We start from the raw sequence: 24,417 nt of genomic DNA, 5'->3' as shown, positions 1-24,417 counted from the left end.
GGCTGGAATTGGGCCCCGACGCCCCCGCGACCGGGCTGCGGTCCGGCTGTCCTCAAACGCCGGACCGGATGGAGTTGGGTCGGTACGCCTTCGGAGCCGGGCTGCGGATTGGTTGTTCTCGAACGGCGGGCGGGTCGGGTTGTGGCTTGGCTGTTCTCATGTGGTGGGTTTGGGGGTGAGCGCGTCCTGGGGTGGGGCTTGGGTGGGTTTGGGGTGGCGTAGGTGGAGGGTGGCCAGGGGGATGAAGCCGCCTTGGGGGTGCTCGGTCGGTGTGGTGGGGGTGGGGAGGTGGCGGAGCATGGCTTGGGCCATGCGTTCGGCCTGGGATTTGGCGCGCCGCGCGCGTGTGCCCGCGTGGGCGCCGTCCACGGTGGCGCGCCACAGCTGGAGCCAGCGGCCGAAGTGGCGGGCGGTCAGCGGGGCGGCCTCGTGCAGGGTGCGGTGTATGGCGAGCGGGTCGCCTCGGTAGTCGGCACCGCGTAGCAGGGCGCGATCCCAGAAGTCGGTGATCCGCGGGAGGTGTGTCTCGAGGTCGGTGCCCGCGATCTCGGTGAAGTGGGCGCCGATGACGGGGTCCGCGAAGGCCGCTCGGTAGAACCGGCGGAGGAGGGTTTCCAGGTCGGCGCGGGTCTCGATGTCCGGATGGGGCGCCGGCTCCGGAGCGGGGCCCGCGCCGGCGGCCGGGCTCTCGGTGGTGGCGCGGAGGCCGAGGTCGAGGTGGGTGTGGTGCGCGGGCTTCACTCGGCCAGCGTAGGCGAACGGCCCGTGCGGGCGGGGTCCTGGGACCTCGCCCGCACGGTTTGTGCCGAACCCGTCGTCCGCGCCGGTGGACGGCGGGCCCGCTCGGGGGGTGTCGTGACCGGGCACCCCGGTGGGCCCGGTCACGACCGTGCGGTCACGAAGCGGTGAAGGCGGCCGCGTTCGTGGCCGCGCCTTCGGGGCTAGCCCAGGCCGTTGTGGATCGCGGCCGCGAGTTCGCCGTTGGTGGTGTCACCGCTGAACTCCCAGAAGAACGCGCCGCGCAGGTTCTGCGCCTTGGCCCAGTTCATCTTGGAGGCGACGGTGGCCGGGGTGTCGTAGCTCCACCAGTTGCTGCCGCACTTGGCGTAGGCGGTGCCGGCCACGAGTCCGGTGGTGGGGCAGCTGCTCTTGAGCACCTTGTAGTCCTCGATGCCGGCCTCGTAGGTGCCCGGGGCGGCGCCGGTGGCGGTGCCGCCGGGCGTGTCCTGGGTGACGCCGGTCCAGCCGCGGCCGTAGAAGCCGATGCCGAGGAGGAGCTTGTTCGCCGGTACGCCCTTGGTCTTGAGCTTGGCGATGGCGTCGGAGGAGTTGAAGCCGTCCTTGGGGATGCCGGTGTACGAGGTCAGCGGCGAGTGGGGGGCGGTCGGGCCCTTGGCGTCCCAGGCGCCGAAGAAGTCGTACGTCATCACGTTGTACCAGTCGACGGACGCGGAGGCGCCGCCGTAGTCGGCCGCGTCGATCTTGCCCGCCGAGGAGGCGTCGGCGGTGATCGCCGCGGTGACCAGGTTGTTGGCACCGAACTTGGCGCGGGTGGCCGCGAGCAGCGTCTTGATCGACGCGGCGCCGCTGGTGTCGCAGGTCAGGCCGCACGCGTTGGGGTATTCCCAGTCGAGGTCGATGCCGTCGAACACGTCGGCCCAGCGCGGGTCCTCGACCAGGTTGTAGCAGGACTCGGCGAACGCGGCGGGGTTGGCCGCGGCCTGGCCGAAGCCGCCGGACCAGGTCCAGCCGCCGAAGGACCACAGGACCTTGATGTTGGGGTACTTGGCCTTGAGCTGGCGCAGCTGGTTGAAGTTGCCGCGCAGCGGCTGCTCCCAGTTGTCGGCGACGCCGCTGACGCTTTGATCGGCCGTGAAGGCCTTGTCGTAGTCGGCGTAGGAGTCGCCGATGGTGCACTTGCCGCCCTGGACGTTGCCGAAGGCGTAGTTGATGTGGGTGATCTTGGCGGCCGAGCCGGACGTGACGATGTTCTTCACGTTGTAGTTGCGGCCGTAGATGCCCCAGTTGGTGAAGTAGCCGAGCTTGACCGCGTTGCCGCCGCCGGGGTTGCCGCCGCCGGTGGTGTGCACGGTGACCGGGGCGCTCGCCGGGCCGGTCTGGTCGGCGTTGTCGCGGGCGACGACGGTGTACGTGTAGTCGGTGCCCGCGGCGAGGCCGCCGTCGGTGTAGGTGGTCGTGGTGACGGTGGCGACCTTGGTGCCGCCGCGCAGCACGTCGTAGTTCTTGACGCCGTGGTCGTCGGTCGCCGCGGTCCAGGTGAGTGTGGCGCCGTTGTCGCCGACGTTGCTCGCCACGGGCGTACCGGGCGCCGATGGCGGGTTGTCGCCGGGGTTCGTGGGTCCCCCGTCGCAGGAGGCGCCGTTGATCTTGCAGCCCGTCGGGTTGCCGGGCCCGGTGCCGTTGAAGCCGAAGGTCACCGAGGCGCCGGGGGCGACGGTGCCGTTCCAGCCGACGTTCTTGGCGCTGTAGTGGTCGCCGGTGCGCGTGACGGTGGCGTCCCAGGACGAGCCGACGGCGGTGCCCGCGGGGAAGTCCCATTCCAGGGTCCACGAGCTGATCGCGGCGGTTCCGGTGTTCTTGACGGTCCAGCTTCCGCCGAAGCCGGAGCCCCAGTCGGAGGTCTTGACGAACGTTGCGGTGGTGCCGGCGGCCTGTGCGGGGGACGCGAGGCCGACCATTGCCGCCAGGGGAAGCAGCAGGGCGCTCATCATGGCGACGAGAGTGCGTCGGGACAGGGTGGTGCGTTGTTTGGTTCCTGTGCTCAAGGGTGCTCCTCGAGTGGGGCCAGACATGCGGGGACGTGCACCTGCCGGTGGGGAAACGATTCGACGGCCACCCCACCGCGGGTCCCCGTGAGCGTAGGAAAGGTCTGGACCAGAGGTCAATGGTCTGTACCAAAATGGTCTGGACCAACCACCGTGCCCGGCGCCGGAAACGCCGCACGCGGACCCCGAAGGACCCGCGTGAGCTGGGGGTTCGACGAACTTGCCGGAATTTTCCGGGAGTTGATCCGGTACGAAGTCAGCGACGGGCCGGTGCGTACGGCGCGCCGGGCGCCGGTGCGGTGCCGTCCACGGCCGCCCGCCAGCGGTCGTGCAGCCACATCTGGGTGCGCCGCCGGGCGGCCCGCTCGTCCCACTGCACGTCGCGCTCGTAGGTGAGCACGGACAGGTCCCCCGCGAGCACCGCCCACGTGTAGAGCCCGTTGATGTGACGCGCGTTGACCCTCATTCCGCTCACCGAACCCGCCCGACCGGACGTGGTGGCGATGGTCTCGTCGTGTTGTGCGACCCACTGCACGGTCAGCCCCTCGGCGTGCAGCGGATCGACGTGGTGCCAGAACGCCTCGGCGGCGGCGTGCGCCTCCTCGGTGCCGGGCAGCGGCCCCGGGCGCGGGCCGTCCAGCCGGGTCCAGCCCAGCAGGGTGCCGTCGGCGCGGTCGACCACCACGCTGGCGTGCGCGCCGCCGGGGCGCGGATCGCCGGCGGGCTGGTGGCGCAGGACCACGACGGGGCGCTCGTCGTGCCACGCGTAGTCGAGCGCGGTGAGTATCCAGGTGCGGGGTATCGACAGTCGGCACTTCGCCAGCAGAGCGGCGACGGCGGTGGTGACGTCGGAGTCCCTGCCGGGGAACAGGGTCATGGTGCGTCCTCGCGGTCGTGCGGGATTCGAACGGGCTCGAAGCGGATCAGGTCGGCGCGGCCGCCTCGCCCCACGGGCGCGGCGCCGCGAACTCGCGCACCGGAGCGGGACCGAGCCGCCGGCAGGCGACCTCGATCACGCCGCGGTGCGCGGGCGCCGCCAGTTTGCCGCACACACGTTCGCCTTCGCCCGTGAGGGTGAGTCGACCGGGCGCGGCACGCGCGGGCGGTGCGGCTCCGGGGCTAACCCGGGGCGGGCCGTGGCGCCGAGGCCGGGCGCGGCCGTGGTCCGCGCCCATCGCGATCGGCGCCGAAGCGCCGATCGTCGCGGCGGCGCGCAGGAGAACTCCATGCACGGGACCCTAACGATCGGCGAGCCGGATGAGAACAAGTTCCACGGTTTCCATACGGTCACGTATGGACTTTTGCCCACCGTTGGGCTACCTCGCGTGCGGTCGGTGCTTCCGTTCGTGTGACGCGGGGCACGAACTCGGAGAAGCCCCTGCGTCCTTGGGCTAGTGTCCGGGCAACCCCGCTCGGGAAGGAGCGCGTGTGTCCACCACCGTCGACACCGATCTGCTCGTCGTCGGCGCGGGCCCGACGGGCCTGTACGCCGCCTACTACGCGGGTTTCCGGGGCCTGCGCACCGCGCTCGTCGACTCGCTGCCCGAACCCGGTGGGCAGATCTCCGCGATGTACCCGGAGAAGATGATCTACGACGTCGCGGGCTTCCCCGCGATCAAGGGCCAGGACCTGGTCGACGCGCTGGTCGAACAGGCCGCCCCGTTCGAGCCGAACTACCTCCTCGGGCACCGCGCCGAGCAGTTGGCGCAGGACGAGGAGGGCGTCACGGTCACCTGCGCGAGCGGCCTGGTGGTGCGCACCAAGGTGGTGTTGATCAGCGGCGGCATCGGCACCTTCAGTCCGCGACCGCTGCCGGCGGCCGACGCGTTCACCGGCGAGGGTGTGCGCTACTTCGTGCCGCGCCTGGCCGATCTGGCCGGACTCGACGTGCTGATCGTGGGTGGTGGCGACTCGGCGTTCGACTGGGCGACCAGCCTGGAGCCGATCGCCAAGTCGATCACGCTGGTCCACCGGCGGGACAGGTTCCGCGCGCACGAGCACACCGTGCGGCGGGTGTTGGCCTCCACCGCCGAGGTGATCACCTCCGCCGAGGTCACCGCGCTGCTCGGCAACGGACAGGTCCGGGCGGCGGACGTGGTCGGCAAGCTCGACGGCGCGGTACGCACCCTGCCGGTCCAGGCGGTGGTGGCCGCGCTCGGCTTCGTCGCGGACCTGGGCCCGATGACCCACTGGGGCCTGGAGCAGCGCAAGCGCCACATCCTGGTGAACCAGGCGATGCGCACCAACCTGGAGCGGGTGTTCGCCGCCGGCGACATCGTCGACTACGACGGCAAGGTCAAGCTGATCGCCACCGGCTTCGGCGAGGCGGCGACCGCGGTCAACAACGCGATGACCGTGATCGACCCCTCGGCGCACGTCTTCCCGGGCCACTCCTCCGACGTCCCGTAGGCCGCCGGCGGGCCGCGCGGGCGACCGCGCGGTCGGTCCACCGGCGCCGGCGATATCGCCGGCGCCGGGCCTGCGGATATTGCCGCCCGATGCGGGTTTTCGTACACCCGCCACCGAAAAGCGGAATTACCACTTGTTGTCGCCACTACGGACTCGATAGGCTCTCGCCGGTACGGATATCGATCCATTGTTGTCGAAGGACGTCATGACGCTCGTGGTGCCGGTCACCGCCTCCACGCCCGGGGTCTCCTCGCGGCGTGTCGAGGCCGTCGCGCCCCTCGGCGCGGCCGTGCACCGCCCGCGAACTCCCCTGTGCACGCGCAGGTATGTCGATTTCGGCCGGGTCTACAGCTCGGCCTGTCGGGCTCGCTGACCGCCGCGGACCGGGCTGCTCCGCCGCCGGATCCCCCTCGTCGATCGCGCCGATCCCGGTGATCGCGGGGTCTCCGCCCGCCGTTCCACATTCCTTCCCTCGATTCGCCGCGTCCCGCGCCGGCCCGATTTCCGTCGGGTTTCGCACGCCGCCGCGCGCCCGTGAATCGATGGATATCCCCTGCCCGAAATCACGCGCGCCGCCGCGTGAATTCGTCCTGCCCGGAGATATACATGCGCCTCTCGCGATCCGCCGCCGACCCCGCCTCCGCTCCCCTCCGAAGACTGCGCCGCGCCGCCGGCTCCGGTGCCGCCGCGACGGCCGCCCTGGCCCTGGTCGCCGCCTGCAACGGCGCCGGCGGCCCGGCGGCGAGTTCCGCCGAGGTCGGCCCGCCGAAGGCCGGCGGCACGCTCACCTTCGCGCTGGCCGCCGACCCCACGTGCCTGGACCCGCAGCAGTTCGGCACCAACGCGAGCCTGAACGTGGGTCGCCAACTCGTCGACTCGCTGACCGACCAGGACGGGCGTACCGGCGAGATCAAACCCTGGCTGGCCACCTCGTGGGAGGTGAACCCGCAGGCCACCGCGTTCACGTTCCACCTGCGCCCGGGGGTGACGTTCGCCGACGGCGCCCCGCTGGACGGCGCGGCCGTCAAGGCCAACCTCGACGCCGTGGTGGCGCTGGGCGCCAAGGCGACCGTGGCGAGCAGCTACCTCGCCGGCTACCGGGGCACCGCGGTGCTCGACCCGACCACCGTACGGGTCGAATTCGCCGCACCCAGCGCCCAGTTCCTCCAGGCCACCTCGACCATGTCGCTGGGGCTGCTCTCCCCCGCCACCCTCGCCAAGACCCCCGAACAACGCTGCCAGGGCGACCTGGTCGGCTCGGGCCCGTTCACGCTGCGCTCGTACAAGCCGAACCAGAGCGTGGAGTTGGCCAAGCGCGCCGGGTACGGCTGGGGTTCGTCGCTGTTCGCCCACCCGGGTGAGGCGTACCTGGATCGGCTGGTGTTCAAGATCGTGCCCGAGTCCGGGGTGCGCGCGGGCAGCCTGGAGTCCGGTCAGGTGGACGCGATCAGCGACGTACAGCCGCAGGACGAGGCCCGCTTCGCCGCCGGCTACACCGTGTTGACCCGGCCCAACCCCGGCGTGGTGTTCGTCCTCCAGGCCAACGTCTCGCGCCCGATCCTGGGCGAGGACGCGGTCCGCCGGGCGATCGCCAGGGCGGTGGACCGGCCCGAGGTGGCGCAGACCGTGCTCACCCCGAAGTACAAGGCGGCCACCTCGCCGCTGGCCTCGGTCACGCCCGGCTACGTCGACCTGTCCGCGCAGCTGGGATACGACCCCGAGGGGGCGAAACGGCTCCTGGAGGAGGCCGGTTGGCGGGTCGGCTCGGACGGCGTCCGGGTCCGGGACGGGCGCCGGCTGAGCGTGGACGTGATCTTCGCGCCGCTGTTCAACGCCAGCCAGTCCGTCCTGGAACTGGTCCAGCAGCAGTTGCGCCGGGTCGGGGTGGACCTGCGGCTGCGCAAGTTGGCCGCCGGCGAGCAGAACCAGGTGCAGAACTCGGGCGACTACGACTTCGCCTACTACAACGTCACCCGCTCCGACCCGGACATCCTGCGCACCCTGTTCGGCACCAGGACGGTGAACCGGCTCCGGATTCCCTCCGGCGACCTGGACACCGTGCTCGACGACCAGGCGCAGAACCTCGACCCGGCGCAGCGCTTCGCGAAGGTCGCCGAGGCGCAGCGGATCGTCACCAATCGTGCCTACGTGGTCCCGCTGTTCGAGCTCGCGCAGGTGCACGGGCTGGGTCCGAAGGTGCACGGGCTGACCTTCGAGGCGTCCTCGCGGCTGCAGTTCCACGACGCGTGGGTGGGCAACTGATGCGCGGATATCTGCTGCGCCGGCTGCTGCAGGCGGTGGTGGTGCTGTGGGCGGCGTTCACCGTCTCGTTCGTGGTGCTGTACCTGCTGCCCGGGGATTCGTTGTCGATCAGGCTGGGCGGTCTGGAGGGTACGGCGACGCCGGCGCAGATCGACGCGGTGCGTGCCGAGTACGGCCTGGACGACCCCCTGTATCTGCAATACGCGCACGCCCTGGGTGACGCGCTGGGCGGGGATCTGGGGCGGTCGGCGCAGACGGGGGCGCCGGTGGTGCGCACGATCGCCGACGCGCTGCCGCAGACGTTGGCGCTGACCGGGTGCGCGATGGTGTTGGCGGTGCTCGGGGGTGGGGCGGTGGCGCTGGCGGCCACGTTCACCCGGGTGCGGGCGCTGCGTCAGGTGTTGTTGTCGTTGCCCGCGATCGGGATCTCGATGCCGGGCTTTTGGGTGGGCCTGCTGCTGGTCCAGGTGGTGTCGTTCCAGTGGGGGCTGCTGCCGGCGATGGGCAACGAGGGGTTCGAGAGCCTGGTGCTGCCGGCGATCACGATGGCGCTGCCGGCGGGCGCGATGATCGCGCAGGTGTTGGCGAAGAGCCTGACCACCGAGTTGGCCGAGCCGTATGTGGAGACCGCGCGGGCCAAGGGGGCGGGTCGGGTGCGGATCCATCTGCGGCACGCGCTGCGCAACGCGTCGTTGCCGGCGCTGACCCTGGCGGCGGTGGTGGCGGGGAATCTGCTGATGGAGTCGGTGGTGGTGGAGACGGTGTTCTCCCGGGCCGGGGTGGGTCGGTTGACGGCGGCGGCGGTGGACACCCAGGACCTGGCCGTGGTGCAGGGCGTGGTGTTGCTGGCGGCGGTGGTGTTCGTGGTGGTCGCGCTGGTGGTGGATCTGCTGTATCCGCTGCTGGATCCGCGGGTGGGGAGGACGGTGTGACGACGGCGACCGGGTTCGGCGCGCGGGTGGTGCCCGCGGCGCGCGGGCACGCGTGGTTCGTGGTGCGCCGGCCCGGGTTGTTGCTCTCGCTGGTGGTGCTGGCGCTGGTGCTGCTCGCGGCGGTGTTCCCGACGCTGCTCGCGGACGGGGATCCCCTGGTGGGTACGCCGCGCGAGCGGTTGCAGGGGCCGAGCGGGGCGCACCTGTTCGGTACCGATCAGCTCGGGCGGGACCTGTTCACCCGGGTCGTGCACGGCAGTTCGCTCTCGCTGCGGGCGACGGTGGTCGCGGTGGCGGTGGCCCTGGTGGTCGGCGGCGGGCTCGGCCTGGTGGCCGGGTTCGTCGGCGGGTGGCTCGACGCGGTGTTGATGCGCACGGTGGACGTGGTGCAGGCGATTCCGCGGCTGTTGTTGTCGCTGGCGCTGGTGAGCGCGCTGGGTTTCGGCACCACGAAGGTGGCGATCGCGGTGGGGGTGGCCAGTGTGGCCTCCTTCGCCCGGGTGATGCGCGCGGAGGTGTTGCGGGTGCGTTCGTCGGTGTACGTGGAGGCGGCGCGGGCGAGCGGGGTGCGGTCGGGGGCGATCCTGACGCGGCACGTGTTGCCGAACGCGTCCGGGCCGGTGTTCGTACTGGCCGCGTTGGAGTTCGGGGTGGCGATCCTGTCGGTGTCGGCGCTGAGCTTCCTGGGGTTCGGCGCGCCGCCGCCGACGCCGGAGTGGGGCGTGTTGATCGCCGACGGGCGCGGGTTCGTGGCCACGGCGTGGTGGTTGACCACATTTCCCGGTCTGGTGATCGCGGCGACGGTGTTGTCGGCGAACCGCGTCTCGCGGGCCCTGGACGGAGAGCGGAGGCGGGAGCGATGAGCGGCGGCCTGGTACGCGGTGGGCGGGCTCGGCGATCGGAGCGGGCGGTGGGGGTCGTCCCGGCAGTGGCCGGGGCGTCGGCAAAGGCGCCGGGGGCGGCCGGTGTGGCGGGGGCGTCGAGTACGCCCGGCGCGTCGGGTGGGTCGGGCGCGTCGAGCGTGGCGCCGACGGAGGCGCCGTTGCTGGACGTTCGCGGGTTGCGGGTGTCGTATCGCACGTCGAACGGGTCGGTGGACGCGGTGACGGCCGCCGACGTGAGCGTGCTGCCGGGCGAAGTGGTGGCGGTGGTCGGCGAGTCGGGGTCGGGCAAGAGCACCACGGCGCACGCGATCGTGGGGCTGCTGCCGGCGGGCGGACGGGTGGGCGCGGGGCGGGTGTTGTTCGAGGATCGTGACCTGCTGGGGCTGCGCGAGCGGGACCTGCGTGCGGTGCGCGGCCGTTCGATCGGGCTGATCCCGCAGGACCCGATGGTCTCGCTCAATCCGGTGCGGCGGATCGGCGATCAGGTCGCCGAGGCGCTGATCGTGCACGGGTTGGCGAGCGGGAAGGAGGCCGCCGAGCGGGCGGTGGCCGCGCTCGACGAGGCGGGATTGCCGGAACCCGCTTTGCGGGCCCGGCAGTTCCCGCACGAGTTGTCCGGGGGCATGTGCCAGCGGGTGCTCATCGCCATCGCGCTGGCGTGCCGGCCGAAGCTGGTGATCGCCGACGAGCCGACCAGTGCGCTCGATGTCACCGTGCAGCGGCACATCCTGGACCACATCGAGGAACTGACCCACGCGCACGGCACCGCGATGTTGTTGATCACGCACGATCTGGGGGTGGCCGCCGACCGGGCCCGGCGGGTGGTGGTGATGTCGCGCGGCGAGGTGGTCGAGCAGGGACCGGCGGAGCGGGTCCTGACCGACCCGGAACACCCGTACACCCGACGGCTGATCGCCGCCGCGCCCAGTCTGACCGGGCGGCGGGTCCGGCCGCGTCCGGTCCGCGATCCGGTGCCGCGGACCGAGCCGCTGTTGACCGTGACCGGGCTGGTCAAGGAGTTCGCGCTGCCGAGGACCAAGGAGGGGCCGCGCACGCTGCGCGCGGTGGACGACGTCTCGTTCACCGTGCGGCGCGGCGAGACCTTCGCGCTGGTCGGCGAGTCGGGCTCGGGCAAGTCGACCACGGTGCGGATGATCCTGGGCCTGGAGGCGCCCACCGAGGGGCGCGTGCTGATCGAGGGCCGGGACGTCACCCGGCCCGGGCGCGCCGAGGCACGGGCGCTGCGCCGGCGTATGCAGCTGGTGTACCAGAACCCGTACGCGTCGCTGGATCCGCGCTTCACCGTGTCCGAGATCGTCGAGGAGCCGCTGCGCGCCTATCGGGTCGGCACCCGGGCGGAGCAGCGGGCCCGGGCGGCGGCGCTGATCGACCAGGTGGCCCTGCCGGCGGATGTGTTGCGCCGCAAACCGGCCGAATTGTCGGGTGGGCAGCGGCAACGGGTGGCGATCGCCCGGGCGTTGGCGCTGGAGCCGGATCTGGTGGTGTGCGACGAGCCGGTGTCCGCACTGGACGTGTCCGTCCAGGCGCAGATCCTGGATCTGCTCTCCCGGCTTCGGGAGGAGTTGGGGGTGAGCTATCTGTTCATCTCGCACGACCTGGCCGTGGTGCGGCAGATCGCCGACCGGGTGGGTGTGCTGCGCGCGGGTCGGCTGGTCGAGAAGGGCGCCTGCGAGCAGGTGTTGGCGGCGCCCACCCATCCGTATACGCGCGAGTTGATCGCGGCCATTCCGGGGCGGCGGCGCCCGCGACCGCTGGGGGCGGTGTCGTGAAGTTCGCGGTGTTCACCCTGGGCGCCAACGCGCCGCATCCGCTCACCGGCGAACAGGCGCCGGCCCACGAGCGGTTCCGGGATCTGGTGGAGAGCGCGGCGCTGGCGGAGGAGTTGGGGTTCGACGCGTTCGGGGTCGGTGAGCGGCACGGCGAGCCCTTCCTGTCCTCGGCGCCGCCGGTGATCCTGGCGGCGGTGGCGCAGCGCACCTCGCGGATCCGGCTGTTGACCACGTTGACCGTGATCAGCGTGCTCGATCCGGTGCGGGTCGCCGAGGACTACGCGACGGTCGACCAGTTGTCCGAGGGCCGGCTGGATCTGATGGTCGGCAAGGGCAACGACCCCCGGCACTTCCCGCTGTTCGGCCTCGACGAGGCGGATCAGTGGGAGTTGCAGGAGGAGAAGTTCGAGCTGCTGCGGCGGTTGTGGAGCGAGGAGGGGGTGACGTGGTCGGGGCGTTTTCGTACCCCGCTGCACGAGGTCACCACCCAGCCGCGCCCGTTCCCGCGTCCGGACGGGCGGGCGCCGGTGATCTGGCACGGCAGCGCGACCAGTCGGGCGTCCACGGAGTTGGCCGCGAAGTGGGGGGATCCGCTGTTCACCGCGAACGGCTTCCATCCGATGGCCAAGTACGCGGATCTGATCGAGCACTATCGCGAGCGTTGGGCGGCGTACGGGCACGATCCGGCGGACGCGGTGGTCGGTTCGGGTGCGGGCGGTTGCTATGTGGCGCCGACGTCGCAGGAGGCGTTGGCGCGATACCGGCCGTACTACGACGCGTTCGCGAAGTCCGCGGCGGCGCGGCACAACCGTTCGCCGTTCACGTCGCTGGAGGACAACGTCGCCAACGGCCCGGCTCTGGTGGGCAGTCCGGCGCAGATCGTGGACAAGATCGGTCGCTACCACGCCGCGTACGGACATCAGGTGCAGGCGATCGGGACGGAGGGCCTGGATCGGGCGGAGCGGCGGGCGGTGTTGGAGCTGTTCGCGGACGAGGTGGCGCCGGAGTTGCGTCGTGCGTTGCCCTCGCGGGTGTGGCGGGGGGCGGGATCGGCGGGTTCGGGAATCGGTGCCGGGGATCGGTGAAGGCCCTTGCGGGGGCGCTCCACAGCGCGAATAATCCGAGCCATGGACGGCTGCGTGTGTCACGCGGGCCCCCGCCCGGTTCTGCCGAGGGCGCGGGTCCTGATCGCCGTTCACCTGTTGATCCGCCGCCACATCGACTTCCTGCGCGTGTGCAGCGCGAGTTGTCGCGCGGTCTGAGTTTCACGCCACCGGTCCGCCCGGATTTCGGGGTCGGGCCACGCCGTGCCGTGCCGTCTCGACCGTTGCCACACTCAACGACCCGCGCGAGGGAGACCCGTATGTCCACGACACCCCCGAAGGCCGCCGGACCGATCGACTTCCGCACCCACGGGCGCTACCGGGCCCGCCACTCCGGGTCGCCGCTGCCGGGCCTGGAGACCATCCGCCCGCCGATGCAGCGCTTCCGCGGCCGGATCGGCGCCGGGTTCCGCGCCGAGCCGTACCGCTTCCACCTGTACCTGTGCATGGCCTGCCCGAAGTCGCTGCGGGTGGCGATCACCCGGGACCTGAAGGGTCTGGGCGACGTGGTGGGCACGTCGCTGGTGGACCCGGTGCGCGACGGGCGCGGCTGGGCGTTTCGCGACGGGGACGGCCACGGTCTGGATCCGATCGGCGGGTTCGCGTTCCTGCGCGAGGCGTACGAGGCGACCGAGTACCACTACGACGGGCCGGTGAGCGTGCCGGTGTTGTGGGACCGGTGGAGCGGACGCATCGTCAGCAACCACGCGCCGCACGTGTTGCGCGACCTGGCCACCGCCTTCGGGGGCGGGCCGGACCTGTATCCGGCCGATCGGCGCGAGGAACTGTGCGCGCTGGACACCCTGTTCGAGGAGGACGTCACCGACGCGGCGCAGCGGGCCGGGCGGGCGCCGGCCGGGTCGCGGCGGGCGGAGGCGATGGACACCGTGCTGGCCACTCTGGCGGTGGCCGAACGGCGGCTCGCGGTGCGGCCGTTCCTGCTGGGCGATCGGCTGACCTCGGCGGACGTACAGCTGTGGGTGACCCTCGTGCACCTGGACGCGGTGCACAAGCGGCACCTGGACGCCGCGGACGTGCACCGGCTCGGGGCGCACCCGCATCTGTGGGCCTACGCGCGGCGGTTGAACCTGATCCCGGCGTTCCGCGACAACCTGCGCCTGGACCACATCGCCCGAAACCACCGGAGCCACTGTCGTGGCCCGGCGGCTTCGGGGGTGTCGATCGCGCTCAACGACTGGAGCTGAGTCGGCGGGGGCGGTGGGGGTTCCTCGGTTTCGGGCCGGGGCTCACACCGCCACGTCGTCGTGACGGTGGCCGGCCGCCGGGCCGGGGATGGGCAGGTTCAGGTGCTCGCGCAGGGTGGTGCCCTCGTACTCGGCGCGGAAGACGCCGCGCTCCTGGAGGATGGGCACCACCTGGTCGACGAAGTCGTCGAGGCCGGTGGGGGTCAGGTGCGGTACGAGGATGAAGCCGTCGCTCGCGCCGTCGCGCACGTGCACCTCCATGCGGTCCGCGATGTGTTCGGCGGTGCCGATGAACGTCTGGTGCGCGGCCATCTCGATCACCACCTCGCGCAGGCTCAAACCTCCCTTGGCCGCCGCGAGTTCGCGCCAGGCGCGGGCGGTCTCCAGCGGGTCGGTGCCGGAGCGGACCCGGCCGCGGCTGATCGAGGCGCCGTCGGCGACGGGGTCGAAGTCCGGGAGCGGGCCGTCGGGGTCCAGGTCGGACAGGTCGCGGCCCCAGACCTGTTCGGCGCTTTGGATCGCGTTGCGCGGGCTGACCTGTTGCCGGCGGATCCAGGCGGCCTTCTCCTGCGCCTCCTCGGCGGTGGCGCCGACGACGGCGGTCACCGCGGGCAGGATCCTGATCTCGTCGGGGCCGCGCCCGTGTCGGGCGGCGCGGCCCTTCAGGTCGGCGTAGAAGGCGCGTCCCGCGTCGTAGTGGCCGTGCCGGGAGAAGATCACGTCGGCGTAGGCGGCGCCGAACTCGCGGCCGTCCTCGGAGTCGCCGGCCTGGATCAGCACCGGCCTGCCCTGCGGGCCGCGCGGCACGGTGAATCGACCGTCGATGCCGAAGTGCCGTCCGTGGTGCGCGAATCGTCCCGCGTCGGCGGCGGCGAACACGCCCGTGTCGCGGTCGGCGACGTGTGCGTCGGGGGCCCAGCTGTCCCACAGGGTGCGGGTGGCCTCGACGAACTCGGCGGCGCGTTCGTAGCGTTCCTCGCGGGGCAGGAAGCCGCCGCGGCGGAAGTTCTCCCCGGTCCACGCGTCGGGCGAGGTGACCACGTTCCAGGCGGCGCGGCCGGCGCTGAGGTGGTCGAGCGAGGCGATCCTGCGGGCCAGTTCGTACGGCTCGTTGTAGGTGGCGGTGGCGGTCGCCGCCAGCCCGATGCGGTCGGTGGTCGCGGCCAGGCCCGCCAGCACGGTGAGCGCGTCGGGGCGTCCGGCGACGTCGAGTTCGAGGATGCGGCCCTGGTGTTCGCGCAGCCGCTGGCCCTCGGCGAGGAAGAAGAAGTCGAACCTGCCGCGTTCGGCGGTGCGGGCGAGGTGTTCGAACGAGGCGAAGTCGATCTGGCTGCCGGAGTGCGGGTCGCTCCACACGGTGGTGCTGTTCACGCCCGGGAAGTGGGCGGCGAGGTGGATGCGCGTGCGGTGGCGGGGGTGCTGGGAGTGGGGCATGCGTACCCTCCTCAGGTGTGGGCGTAGCGGTTGGCCGGACGCGGCAGGTCCAGGTGGCCGCGCAGGGTGTCGGCGGTGTAGGCGGTGCGGGCGAGGCCGTGGTCGCGCAGGATCGGGACCAGGTCCTCGACGATCCGGTCCAGGTCCCACGGGAGCACGCCGGGGACGAGCGTGAAGCCGTCGACGGCGTTGCCCGTGTACCAGGCGGCGATGCGGTCGGCGAGGACGGCGGCGGTGCCGACGAAGGCGAGTCCGTCGGGCACGGGGACGTCCGAGCGCGCGTCCAGCAGGGCGCGTTGCCGGCGGGCCTGGGGTTCGCTCTCGGCCAGGTGCACGGTGATCTCGGCGAGTACGCGCAGCTCCGCCGGGTCGCGGTCGTTGCCCTCGGCGATCGCGTGGGCGCGGTCGCGCAGCCGTCGGGCCTCGTCCGGGCCGGAGGCGTCGACGAACAGCACGTCGGCGAACCGGGCGGCGATCTCCAGCGTGTCCGGGCCGTCGACGGTGATCCCGATCACCGGCCGGCCCTGGGGCGGGCGGGGGGTGATGGAGGGGCCGCGAACGTCGAAGTAGGTGCCCTCGAAGTCGACGTAGTGCAACTTCTCCCGGTCCAGGAAACGACTGGTGGCCATGTCGCGGATGATCGCGTCGTCCTCCCAGCTGTCCCACAACCGACCGACGACGTCGACGAACTCACCCTGCTCATCCGTGAGTTCACCGTCGGGCGCGACGGGTTTGCGGCCGAAGTGGCGAGCCTCGGCAAGGGTGCGCGACGGCTTGGGCCACCAGCCGGCGCGGCCGCGGCCGACGTGGTCGAGGGTGGCGATCGCGGTGGAGACGTGGAACGGCTCGGTGTGGGTGGTGGTGGCGGCCGGGATCAGGCCGATCGACGCGGTCGTCGGCGCCACGCGCGCGGCCACCGAGACCGCGTCGAGCCGGCCGGGCAACCGGGCGGACGGTGGGCCGAGCGAGTCGTCCAGGCGGATGAAGTCGAGCAGGCCGCGTTCGGCGGTGCGGGCGAGGGCGACCCAGTAGTGCGGGTCGAACAGGTCGGCCGGGCGGGCGTGCGGCGAGCGCCACGCGGCGGGGTGACGGCCCGCGCCGTCGAGGGCGACGCCGAGGTGGGGGTGGCCGGTGGTCATGCGAACTCCCTTGGGGTGAGGGGCGGATCGGACCGGGCCGGTCGGCGGGGCGGGGCGCCGAGCGGCGCGGATCAGGCGACGGCGGCGGGGCGGCGCAGCCGGGTGGAGAACGCGTCGGCGAGTTCCTCCAGCGGCGCCACGCCCTCGGCCTCGATCCCGCCGGCGGCGGTGACGAAGCGTTCGTGTACGAACCAGCCCTGCGCGACGTGGTCGGCGCCGAGCGAGGTCAGCACCGGGCGCAGCGCGTAGTCGAGGGCCAGGACGTGTGCGGGGGTGCCGCCGGTGAGGACCGGAAGGATCTCCTTGCCGCGCAGGGCGAATTGCGGGAGCACGTCGAGGAACGTCTTGAGGACGCCGCTGTAGGCGGCCTTGTAGACGGGGCTGGCGATCACGAGGGCGTCGGCGGCGGCGACCCGGGCGAGGGCCGCGCGCAGGTCGGGGTCGGCGAAGTCGGCGTGCAGGAGGGCCTGGGCGGGCAGGTCGCGCACGGCGAGGGTGGACACGTCGTGCCCGTCGGCGGCCAGCCGGGCGGCGACGTGGCGGGCGACGGCGCCGGTGCGGGAGGTCGCGGAGGGGCTGCCCCATACGGTCAGGACGGTTGCCATGGGATTACCTCGGTTCGGGTGGTTCTGGGGCGGGGTCGGGGATGGGGGTGCTTGGTCGTGGGGTGCTTGGTCGTGGGGTGCCGGGCCGCGGGGGCACCGGGCCGGGCACCGGGGGTCGCGGGGCACCGGGGTGGGCGGATGCCGGGGGCGGGGCTGGTGGGGTGCGCGGCGGTCGGTCGGGCCGTGGGCGGCCGTCCGTACCCGGGTGGCGACTCGTCCGCCGTGTCCGTCGGGGCGTTCGCCGCCATTCGGCCGCCGAAGCGGGGGCCGAATGGCGGGTCTACCCGTGCGCCTCGACGGCGCGCCGAGTGTGGCGACGGTGGTGTGCGGCGAGTCGATCGGGTGCGCCGATCCGGGACGATCGGGCGTCGGCCGCGCGGCCTCGGCCGCGTGCTCGTACCCCTGCTGCGGTCAGCGACAACAGGCGGCGCTGGTGACACGCCCGAGGTCGATGTGGAGGCGGGCGGACAGCAGCCAACCGGCGGCGGACATGACCGCCCCGTCGCTGCGTCGCGCGTGGTGCGCCACCGGGTTCCCCTCGCTGGGCCGTGGCGGAGTGCCACGGCGGGATGGTCCGGAACCTAACCCGCCGGGCGGTGCTCGGTCAATTGTCCGAAGCGGGCGGGGTGGTTCGGCATCGGGCATTCGTCGGCCGGCCGGGCGGTGTCGGTGGGGGTGCGGCGCGGCGTTCGCCGGGCCGCGGACCGGGCCGGTCCCGACCCGGACCGGCCCCGCGCCGGCCGGCCCGCGTTCGGCCGGCCCGCGTTCGGCAGGAGGCGGCGTCGGGGCCGGTTCGGTGGGCCGGGTCGTCCGGGCTTAGCTCTACGGGATCGTCGTCACGGTGCCGGTCGCGGTGGGGATCATCGTGTTGTTCGACCCGCTGCCCAGCGGCGGATTCCTTGCCCTGGTGCCGCTTCCGGACGTGGTGGCGCTCGTCCGGCGCCTCGGGTCGGGGCACACCTTCGGGTGCGCCGCCGCGTCGGCGGCGCCGACCGTGTCCCGCGGCTGCCACTACGTGTTCCAGGGTCTCGAACTCGTCGCGCCGGTACGGCATTTCCTGATCGTCGCAGGTGCGGCGACCAGCCGATCGGGGCTGTCGGACGTTGACAACTCGTCGGACGGCTCCGTAGCGTCGACGTCGTGAGCCCCGACCTCTTCCTCGTGTCGTGCCGCCCCATCGACCTGTGTCGTGTGGCCGGCGGGCTGTGTCGTCCGCGCGGCTGACCTCGCCGCCGCGCTCCTCGGTGTGACCGTGCGCCGCCGTTCGCGGCGCCGCCCCGAGGACTCCTGAGCTCCCGCCCGGGTCGCGCACCCGGCCTTGTGGCGCAAGGCCCCTCCCACCCGATTCCCACCCGATCGAACCGCCGCCGCGTGGCGTCCCCTCGTCCGGACGCCGGCGCGCCGGTTCGTGTACTCCTGCTGTGCCCCACGAGGGGAGAGCCATGCCCGACCATCCGTCCGGCCGCCTTCGCCCCGTCGCCGTCTGCATCGTCGGCGCCGGTCCGGGCGGCGCGTCCGTGCTCGAACGCCTGTTGGCCAACGTGCCCGAACTCCTCGGCGACCGCCCGCTGCACATACACGTCGTCGACCCCTACCCAGCGGGTGCGGGTCGGGTGTGGCGGCGGGCCCAGTCGCCGCTGCTGTGGGCGAATTCGTTGGCCTCCGACATCACCCTGTTCACCGACGAGGCATCCACGATCGAGGGGCCGATCCGGCCGGGACCCTCGCTGGCCGAGTGGGCCGCGGACCGCGCCCGGGAGCTGGGCGGGGGTGACGGATCCGACGAACTGGCGCCGTTCGCGGATGAGTTGACCGCGTGCACGCCGACGTCGTTTCCGTCCCGACCGTTGCTGAGCGCCTACCTGGCCTGGTTCTTTCGGGCATCGGTGGCGGGTGCGCCGGCGAACGTACGGGTGCTGGTGCACCAGACGGTGGTGGTGGACGTCACCGACGGACCGCGTCGACAGCGGGTGCACCTGGCCGGGCGCAGGCCGCCGCTCCAGGTGGACGCGGTGATCCTGGCGCAGGGCCACCTGGACGTGGAACCCTCGCCGGACGAGCGCGAGCGGATCAGGTTCGCCCGCCGGCACGGGCTGACCTACATCCCGACGGGGTACACCGCCGACCTCGACCTGGACGCGCTGCGCCCCGGCGAGCCGGTGTTGGTGCGCGGGATCGGGTTGGCGTTCGTCGATCTGATGGTTCGGCTCAGCCACGGACGCGGCGGTACGTTCGAGCGTGACGCGGAGGGTGTATTGCGCTACCGGCCGTCGGGGCGCGAGCCGCTGTTGCTGGCCGCGTCGCGCCGCGGGGTGCCGTACCGGTCCAAGACCGGCTATGCCTGGTCGGGCGAACGGCCGCCGCTCCCCCGGCACTTCACCGTGGCGGCGGCGCGGGAGGCGACGGACCTGTGGCCGTTGATCCTGCGGGAGTTGGCCGGCGCGCACTACCACCGGTTGTTCACCGCGCACGGCGAGCGCACCACGATGGAATGGGCCGAGTTCGACGCGGAGTTCACGGCGGCGGAGGATCCGGACGAGGTGGTCGCCCGAGCGGTGCCGGATCCGGCCGACCGGTTCGACCCGGAGCGGCTGGATCGGCCGGTGCAGGGACGGCGGTTCGCCGACGAGGATGCTTTGCAGGAATGGATGTACGCGCACTTGGAGGGCGATCTGGCCCGGCGGCACGATCCCGGGTACAGCCAGGATCTGGCGGTGATACACGCGTTGTTGAGCGTGTACGGGGTGCTGCTCCGGCTCCAGGACGGGGGCGAGGACGGCGCGGGGCCGTTGGCGCAACTGCCCAGGCTGATCGGCTTCTTCAGCTACCTGGCCAGTGGTCCGCCGGGGCCGCGCCTGGAGGAGATGTTGGCTCTGGCCCGGGCCGGCGTGGTGCGTTTCCTGGGCGAGGACGTGACGATCACCGCCGACGAGGAGGCGGGTGGGTGGTGGGCGTCGAGCTCGACGGTGCCGACGGCGCGAATACGGACCCGGGCCCTGGTGGAGGCCCGGTTGCCCGAGCCCTCGCTCGCCCGCACCCGGGACGCGCTGCTGCGCCGGCTGGCCGCGCGCGGCGACGCGGCGGCGGATCCGACCGGCCGACTGGCGACCCGGGCCGACGACCGCAGGCTGGTCGACGCGCGGGGCGCGGTACATCCGGACCGGTTCGCGGTGGGGCACGGCGTGGCGGGCGGTGCCGGGAGCGCGGGGTTTTCCCGGCCCCGCTTCGACGCACCGTCGTTCCGGGTCAACGACGCGTTGGCCCGGAGCGTATTGGATCATGTGCGGGCCGTCGATCCGGCGGCGGATCGGGCGGTCGACGGTCCCGCCGACCGGGCCGGGGCACGGATCGGCAGGTCGCCCGGCGAGCCGGGCGGCGATCGGTTGGAACTCGTGACAGGAGCAAGTCAGTGACCACACAACTCGGTTATGCGAGTCCCGTCGATCTCGACCGCTACGGACCGTACGGCGCGACGAACCCGGAGTATCCGTTCGCCGGTGCGATCGGTGACGCCGAATTCCCGGCGGAGGCCGGGCGATATCACGTGTATCTGGCGCACGGTTGCCCCTGGGCGCACATCGTCGCGATCGTGCGACATGCGCGCGGTCTCACCGGGATCGTCGGCGCGTCGTACGTGGACGAGGAACGCGACGCCCGGGGCTGGGCGTTCCGGGAGCGGTTCGGCCCGGATCCGGTGAACGGGTTCACCCTGCTGCGGGAGGCGTACGAGGCGACCGTGCCCGGGTACGCGGGGCACATCTCGGTGCCGACGCTGTGGGATCGCGAGGCACAGCGGATCGTGTCCAACGCCTACGACTCGATCCCGAACGATCTCGCCGTCGCCTTCCCGGAGTCGGTCGGCGAGCAGGCCGTGGACCTGTACCCGGAGGATCTGCGCGAGGCGATCGACATCACCGACACCGACTTCGCCACCGCCGCGCGCAAGGGCGGGCTGTGGACGTCGGAGGAGGGCGAGACGATCCACACGCTGGAGCGCTCCGACGCGCATCTGGCCGACAAGCGCTACCTGTTCGGGGATCGGCTGACCATCTCGGACGTCCGGTTCTGGGTGAAGCTGGTGCGCTTCACGGAGACGTACCGGGCGGCGATCGCCGAGGACGGGCGCACGCTGGTGGACTACCCCCACCTGTGGGGGTACGCCCGTGACCTGTACAGCCGGCCGGAGTTCCGGGAGACCACCGATCTCGCGGTGCTGGCGGAGAGCAGGCGGCGGCGATTCCCCGAGTCGCCGGCGTCGCCGACTGCCGCGCAGTGGGCGTCGGCGCAGGATCGGGCCGCGTTGGGGTGAGCCGGACGGTGCCTCGAACTCGCGGAGTTCGTGGGATTCGTCGGGTTCATGGGGTTCGCCGGTCCGGTTTCGGTCGGGTCGGTGTCGGTCCTGTGGGATCTGCGCACGTCGGGACGCGTGCGTGACGGGGATCCAGAGGTGCGGGACCGGTTCGAGGATGCGTCGCCGGACGGAGGGGGCCGGCGGCGCAGCCCCGTAGGGGCCGGGCGATCCGGTGCGGAGGCCCACCGGATCGCCCGGACAGGGCAGCAGCGGGGGATGGCCACGGCGGTTGGTGGTCACGGCGGCTGGTGGCCGAGGCGGTTGGTGGAAACGGCCGTTGGTGAAAGCGGCGGTTGGTGGAAACGGCGGTTGGTGTAGCGAGGTTGGGGAGCAACGAAGGCTGAGGGAACAAAGGCCTGGTGGAGTGGCCGAGAGGTTAGGCAGCGGCCTGCAAAGCCGTTCACGCGGGTTCGAATCCCGTCTCCACCTCGTAGTCCCGATGGAGTGGCCGAGAGGCAAGGCAGCGGTCCGCAAAACCGTGTACGCGGGTTCGAATCCCGCCTCCATCTCCGAAGCGGCGCATGGGCGTCGCGTGGTTGTCGATACGCGCCGACTGTTGCGTGCCGCGTGCCGCGTGGTGAGTGCCATGTGGTGCGTGCTGCGCGATGCGCGGTCCATGTTCCGCGTCCTGCGTCCTGCGGTGCGTGCCACGTGGTGCGTGGTCTGTGGTGCGTGGTCTGTGATGCCGGTCTGTGATGCGCGGTCTGTGATGCGTCGTTGCGCGCAGGCCGACGGGCCCGAACGGTCGGGCGGAAAAGATTCGGACGCCGGGTGAACCTTGGCCCCCTTCGGGCCGCCCAAACGATGGACGCCGTTCACCCGGAGTCCGGAGAATGTCCCGAACCTGTCCCTTTCACATTTCGGAGGCTCTGGGTGACATTCCGTCAGCAATCGTCTCGACGACGATCCGCGTCGGGGTCGCGGCGCCGGATCGGTGTCGTGGCCACGACCGTGGCCGGCGCCCTCGCCGGCACCGCGCTCGTCGTCGCGCCCGCTCCGGCCGTCGCGGCGCCGGCCGTGGACGTACTGCTCGCCGAGGTGTACGGCGGTGGCGGCAACAGCGGCGCGACCCTGACCAACGACTTCGTCGAGTTGGCCAACAAGGGTTCGGCCGCGGTCGCGGTCGACGGTTGGAGCGTGCAGTACCTCCCGGCCGCGCCCAAGCCGACCTCGGCCTGGCAGGTCACCGCGCTGACCGGCTCGGTGGCGCCGGGCGGCCGGTACCTGATCGGCGAGGCCAAGGGCGCCGGCGGCACCGTCGCGCTGCCCGCCCCGGACGCGGCGGGCTCGATCAACATGTCCGGGACCGCCGGCACCGTCGCCCTGGTCCGCGGCACCACCGCGCTCACCTGCCTGACCGCCGCGGACTGCCTCGCGGACGGCCGGGTCGTGGACGTGGTCGGCTACGGCGACGCGGTGGTCCGCGAGGGCACCCCGGCGGCCGCCGCCACGAACTCCACGTCGGTGGCCCGCACTTCGGCGCTCGCGGACACCGACGACAACGGCGCCGACTTCGCGGCGGGCGCGCCGACCCCGCTCAACGCGCACGGGCAGGGTCCGACCGACCCCGGCGGCGAGCCGGAGCCGACCAGTGCGCGGATCCACGACATCCAGGGCACCACGCGGGTGTCGCCGAAGAAGGGCACGCGGGTGACGAGCGTGCCGGGCGTGGTCACCGGCGTTCGCGGTTTCGGTACCGCGCGCGGCTTTTGGTTCCAGGACACCCTGGCGGACGACGATCCCCGCACCTCCGAGGGGCTGTTCGTGTTCACCGGTGCGGTGACGCCGAAGGTCGCGGTCGGCGACGCGGTGAAGGTGACCGGTCGGGTCGACGAGTTCTATCCGGGCGGCGCGGACATCGGTGGCCAGTCGCTGACCCAACTCGCCGACGCCACCTGGGTGATCGACGCGTCCGGTCAGGCGCTGCCCGCCCCCGTGCTGCTCGACGCGGCCTCCGTGCCGGATGTGTACGTGCCCGTCGGGGCGCCGTCGATCGAGGCGCTGCCGCTGGAGCCGACGAAGTACGCGCTGGACCTGTACGAGTCGCTCGAAGGCCAATTGACGCGCGTAGCCGACTCGCGTGTGGTCGGCCCGAGCAACACGCACGGCGAGTTGTGGGTCACCGTCGAGCCGACGCAGAACCCGACCGCGCAGGGCGGCACGCTGTACGCCGGCTACGACGCGCAGAACAGCGGTCGGATCAAGGTCTCCTCGCTGATCCCGTTCGCCCAGGAGCCGTTCCCGCAGGCGAACGTCGGCGACACGCTCACCGGCGAGACCACGGGCCCGTTAACCTACGACCAGTTCGGCGGCTACACGCTGGCCGCGACGACCCTGGGCAAGGTGACCAAGGGCGCGTTGACGCCGGAGACCACGCGGGATCAGAAGAAGTCCGAACTCGCGGTCGCCACCTACAACGTGGAGAACCTCTCCCCCAAGGACCCGCAGGCCAAGTTCGACCGCCTCGCGAAGGGCATCGTCACCAACCTGGCGACGCCCGACGTGGTGGCCCTGGAGGAGATCCAGGACAACAGCGGACCCACCAACGACGGTGTGGTGGCCGCGAATCAGACCCTGGACCAGTTGGTCGCGGCGATCAGGGCCGCGGGCGGGCCCGCCTATTCGTGGCGTTCGATCGAACCGGTCGACGGCAAGGACGGCGGCCAGCCGGGCGGGAACATCCGCACCGCGTTCCTGTTCGACGCTACGCGCGTGGAGTTCGTGGACCGTCCCGGCGGCGGCTCGACCAGCGCGGTGGGCGTGCGCAAGGACTGGCTCGGGCGTACCCAGCTGACCCAGTCGCCCGGCCGGGTGGCGCCGACGGACGCGGCGTGGGACAGCAGCCGCAAGCCGCTCGCGGGCGAGTTCCGCTTCCGCGGCAAGACCGTGTTCGTGATCGCGAACCACTTCGCCTCCAAGGGCGGCGACCAGGCGCTGGACAGCCGATTCCAGCCGCCGACGCGCGGTTCCGAGGTGCAGCGGGTGGCGCAGGCGAAGGTGCTGCGCGGCTTCGTGGACGAACTGCTCCGCTCCGACCCGCGGGCGAACCTGGTGCTCCTGGGCGACCTGAACGACTTCGCGTTCTCCCCGACGCTGAAGACGCTCACGGACGGCGGGGCGCTGCGCACGATGGTCGACACGCTGCCGGCGAACGAGCGGTGGGGGTATGTGTTCAACGGCAACAGCCAGATGCTCGACCACATTCTGACCAGCCCTCGGCTCAGCCGGTTCGAGTACGACATCGTGCACGTGAACGCGGCGTTCGCGGACCAGGCGAGCGATCACGATCCGCAGGTGCTGCGCGTGCATCCGAGTACGGGCAACGACTTCCTGGATCGGCTGGAGCAGTTGTGGGAGGAGTTGTTCGAGCGTTCGTAGCCGGATCCTCGATGTGATGGTGCGTCGACTCGCGCCCGGTGTCGGTGGTTTCGGCATCGGGCGCGAGGTGTGTGTGGGTGCTGGTGCTGGTGTGCGTGTGCGTGTGCGTGCGCGGGTCGGGTGCGAGTGCGGCTCGGGT

General features: G+C 72.3%; 18 protein-coding genes and 2 tRNA genes. 13 read left to right on the top strand and 7 right to left on the bottom strand.

The features are described 5' to 3' along the window. Positions 1–156: 156 nt before the first annotated feature. From EMA17_RS07090 to EMA17_RS55230, 4 genes are all read right to left on the bottom strand, one after another. Positions 157–741 carry a group III truncated hemoglobin gene (locus EMA17_RS07090; RefSeq protein ID WP_246126498.1) on the bottom strand — a complete coding sequence of 195 codons (585 nt, stop codon included), beginning with the start codon at positions 739–741 and terminating at the stop codon, positions 157–159. 200 nt (positions 742–941) lie between these two features. Continuing rightward, positions 942–2,732 (bottom strand): glycoside hydrolase family 18 chitinase, encoded by a 1,791-nt coding sequence (locus tag EMA17_RS07085; protein ID WP_126636145.1) that lies wholly within the window; start codon positions 2,730–2,732, stop codon positions 942–944. 310 nt (positions 2,733–3,042) lie between these two features. Then, positions 3,043–3,663, bottom strand: a complete 621-nt coding sequence (locus EMA17_RS07080; RefSeq protein ID WP_126636025.1) for a hypothetical protein — start codon at positions 3,661–3,663, stop codon at positions 3,043–3,045. A gap of 46 nt (positions 3,664–3,709) precedes the next feature. Then, on the bottom strand, positions 3,710–3,838 hold the full coding sequence (locus EMA17_RS55230) for a hypothetical protein (protein WP_281290446.1): 129 nt from the start codon (positions 3,836–3,838) through the stop codon (positions 3,710–3,712). A 376-nt stretch (positions 3,839–4,214) separates the two neighbouring features. Between EMA17_RS55230 and EMA17_RS07075 the strand changes: the two genes are divergently transcribed. The 7 genes from EMA17_RS07075 to EMA17_RS07045 all read left to right on the top strand — a co-directional run bounded on the left by EMA17_RS07075 (position 4,215) and on the right by EMA17_RS07045 (position 13,371). Beyond that, on the top strand, positions 4,215–5,195 hold the full coding sequence (locus EMA17_RS07075; RefSeq protein WP_126636024.1) for an NAD(P)/FAD-dependent oxidoreductase: 981 nt from the start codon (positions 4,215–4,217) through the stop codon (positions 5,193–5,195). Positions 5,196–5,801: 606 nt separating this feature from the next. Continuing rightward, positions 5,802–7,457 (top strand): ABC transporter substrate-binding protein, encoded by a 1,656-nt coding sequence (locus tag EMA17_RS07070; RefSeq protein WP_126636023.1) that lies wholly within the window; start codon positions 5,802–5,804, stop codon positions 7,455–7,457. Next, on the top strand, positions 7,457–8,389 hold the full coding sequence (locus EMA17_RS07065; RefSeq protein WP_126636022.1) for an ABC transporter permease: 933 nt from the start codon (positions 7,457–7,459) through the stop codon (positions 8,387–8,389). Before EMA17_RS07070 ends, EMA17_RS07065 begins: the two co-directional genes overlap by 1 nt. Continuing rightward, positions 8,386–9,252 (top strand): ABC transporter permease, encoded by an 867-nt coding sequence (locus tag EMA17_RS07060; RefSeq protein ID WP_126636021.1) that lies wholly within the window; start codon positions 8,386–8,388, stop codon positions 9,250–9,252. The genes EMA17_RS07065 and EMA17_RS07060 overlap by 4 nt, the downstream gene beginning before the upstream one ends. Before the next feature lie 179 nt (positions 9,253–9,431). Continuing rightward, entirely contained in the window at positions 9,432–11,063 is a 1,632-nt protein-coding gene (locus EMA17_RS07055) for a dipeptide ABC transporter ATP-binding protein (RefSeq protein ID WP_246126497.1), read from the top strand. Further along, positions 11,060–12,148 (top strand): LLM class flavin-dependent oxidoreductase, encoded by a 1,089-nt coding sequence (locus tag EMA17_RS07050; protein WP_126636019.1) that lies wholly within the window; start codon positions 11,060–11,062, stop codon positions 12,146–12,148. The genes EMA17_RS07055 and EMA17_RS07050 overlap by 4 nt, the downstream gene beginning before the upstream one ends. A 278-nt stretch (positions 12,149–12,426) precedes the next feature. Continuing rightward, positions 12,427–13,371, top strand: coding sequence for a glutathione S-transferase C-terminal domain-containing protein (locus EMA17_RS07045; protein ID WP_126636018.1), 945 nt, complete (start codon positions 12,427–12,429; stop codon positions 13,369–13,371). Positions 13,372–13,413: 42 nt separating this feature from the next. On the opposite strand, the gene EMA17_RS07040 is transcribed toward EMA17_RS07045, so the two are convergent. The 3 genes from EMA17_RS07040 to ssuE all read right to left on the bottom strand — a co-directional run bounded on the left by EMA17_RS07040 (position 13,414) and on the right by ssuE (position 16,549). Continuing rightward, positions 13,414–14,805 carry an NtaA/DmoA family FMN-dependent monooxygenase gene (locus EMA17_RS07040; RefSeq protein ID WP_126636017.1) on the bottom strand — a complete coding sequence of 464 codons (1,392 nt, stop codon included), beginning with the start codon at positions 14,803–14,805 and terminating at the stop codon, positions 13,414–13,416. Between the two features lie 11 nt (positions 14,806–14,816). Further along, on the bottom strand, positions 14,817–15,944 hold the full coding sequence (locus EMA17_RS07035) for an LLM class flavin-dependent oxidoreductase (protein ID WP_126636016.1): 1,128 nt from the start codon (positions 15,942–15,944) through the stop codon (positions 14,817–14,819). A 71-nt stretch (positions 15,945–16,015) separates the two neighbouring features. Further along, positions 16,016–16,549 (bottom strand): NADPH-dependent FMN reductase, encoded by a 534-nt coding sequence (gene ssuE / locus EMA17_RS07030; protein WP_126636015.1) that lies wholly within the window; start codon positions 16,547–16,549, stop codon positions 16,016–16,018. An 841-nt stretch (positions 16,550–17,390) separates the two neighbouring features. Here ssuE and EMA17_RS07025 point away from each other — a divergent pair. The 6 genes from EMA17_RS07025 (at position 17,391) to EMA17_RS07000 (ending at position 24,278) form a co-directional block, all read left to right on the top strand. After that, positions 17,391–17,693, top strand: coding sequence for a hypothetical protein (locus EMA17_RS07025; protein ID WP_126636014.1), 303 nt, complete (start codon positions 17,391–17,393; stop codon positions 17,691–17,693). Between the two features lie 298 nt (positions 17,694–17,991). Continuing rightward, positions 17,992–19,962, top strand: a complete 1,971-nt coding sequence (locus EMA17_RS07020) for an FAD/NAD(P)-binding protein (protein WP_126636013.1) — start codon at positions 17,992–17,994, stop codon at positions 19,960–19,962. Continuing rightward, positions 19,959–20,858 carry a glutathione S-transferase C-terminal domain-containing protein gene (locus EMA17_RS07015; RefSeq protein ID WP_126636012.1) on the top strand — a complete coding sequence of 300 codons (900 nt, stop codon included), beginning with the start codon at positions 19,959–19,961 and terminating at the stop codon, positions 20,856–20,858. The genes EMA17_RS07020 and EMA17_RS07015 overlap by 4 nt, the downstream gene beginning before the upstream one ends. A gap of 400 nt (positions 20,859–21,258) precedes the next feature. Beyond that, a tRNA-Cys gene (locus EMA17_RS07010) sits at positions 21,259–21,329 on the top strand. Between the two features lie 9 nt (positions 21,330–21,338). Further along, positions 21,339–21,409: transfer RNA gene (locus EMA17_RS07005), tRNA-Cys, on the top strand. Between the two features lie 430 nt (positions 21,410–21,839). Further along, a complete protein-coding gene (locus EMA17_RS07000) occupies positions 21,840–24,278 on the top strand; it encodes a DUF8508 domain-containing protein (RefSeq protein WP_126636011.1) in 2,439 nt (812 codons plus the stop codon). The last annotated feature ends 139 nt before the right edge of the window (positions 24,279–24,417 follow it).

It is taken from the genome of Embleya hyalina, from assembly GCF_003967355.1.
Taxonomy (GTDB): domain Bacteria; phylum Actinomycetota; class Actinomycetes; order Streptomycetales; family Streptomycetaceae; genus Embleya; species Embleya hyalina.
The sequence above is the reverse complement of the archived record's forward strand: the minus strand, read 5'-3'. Positions and strand labels throughout refer to the sequence as shown.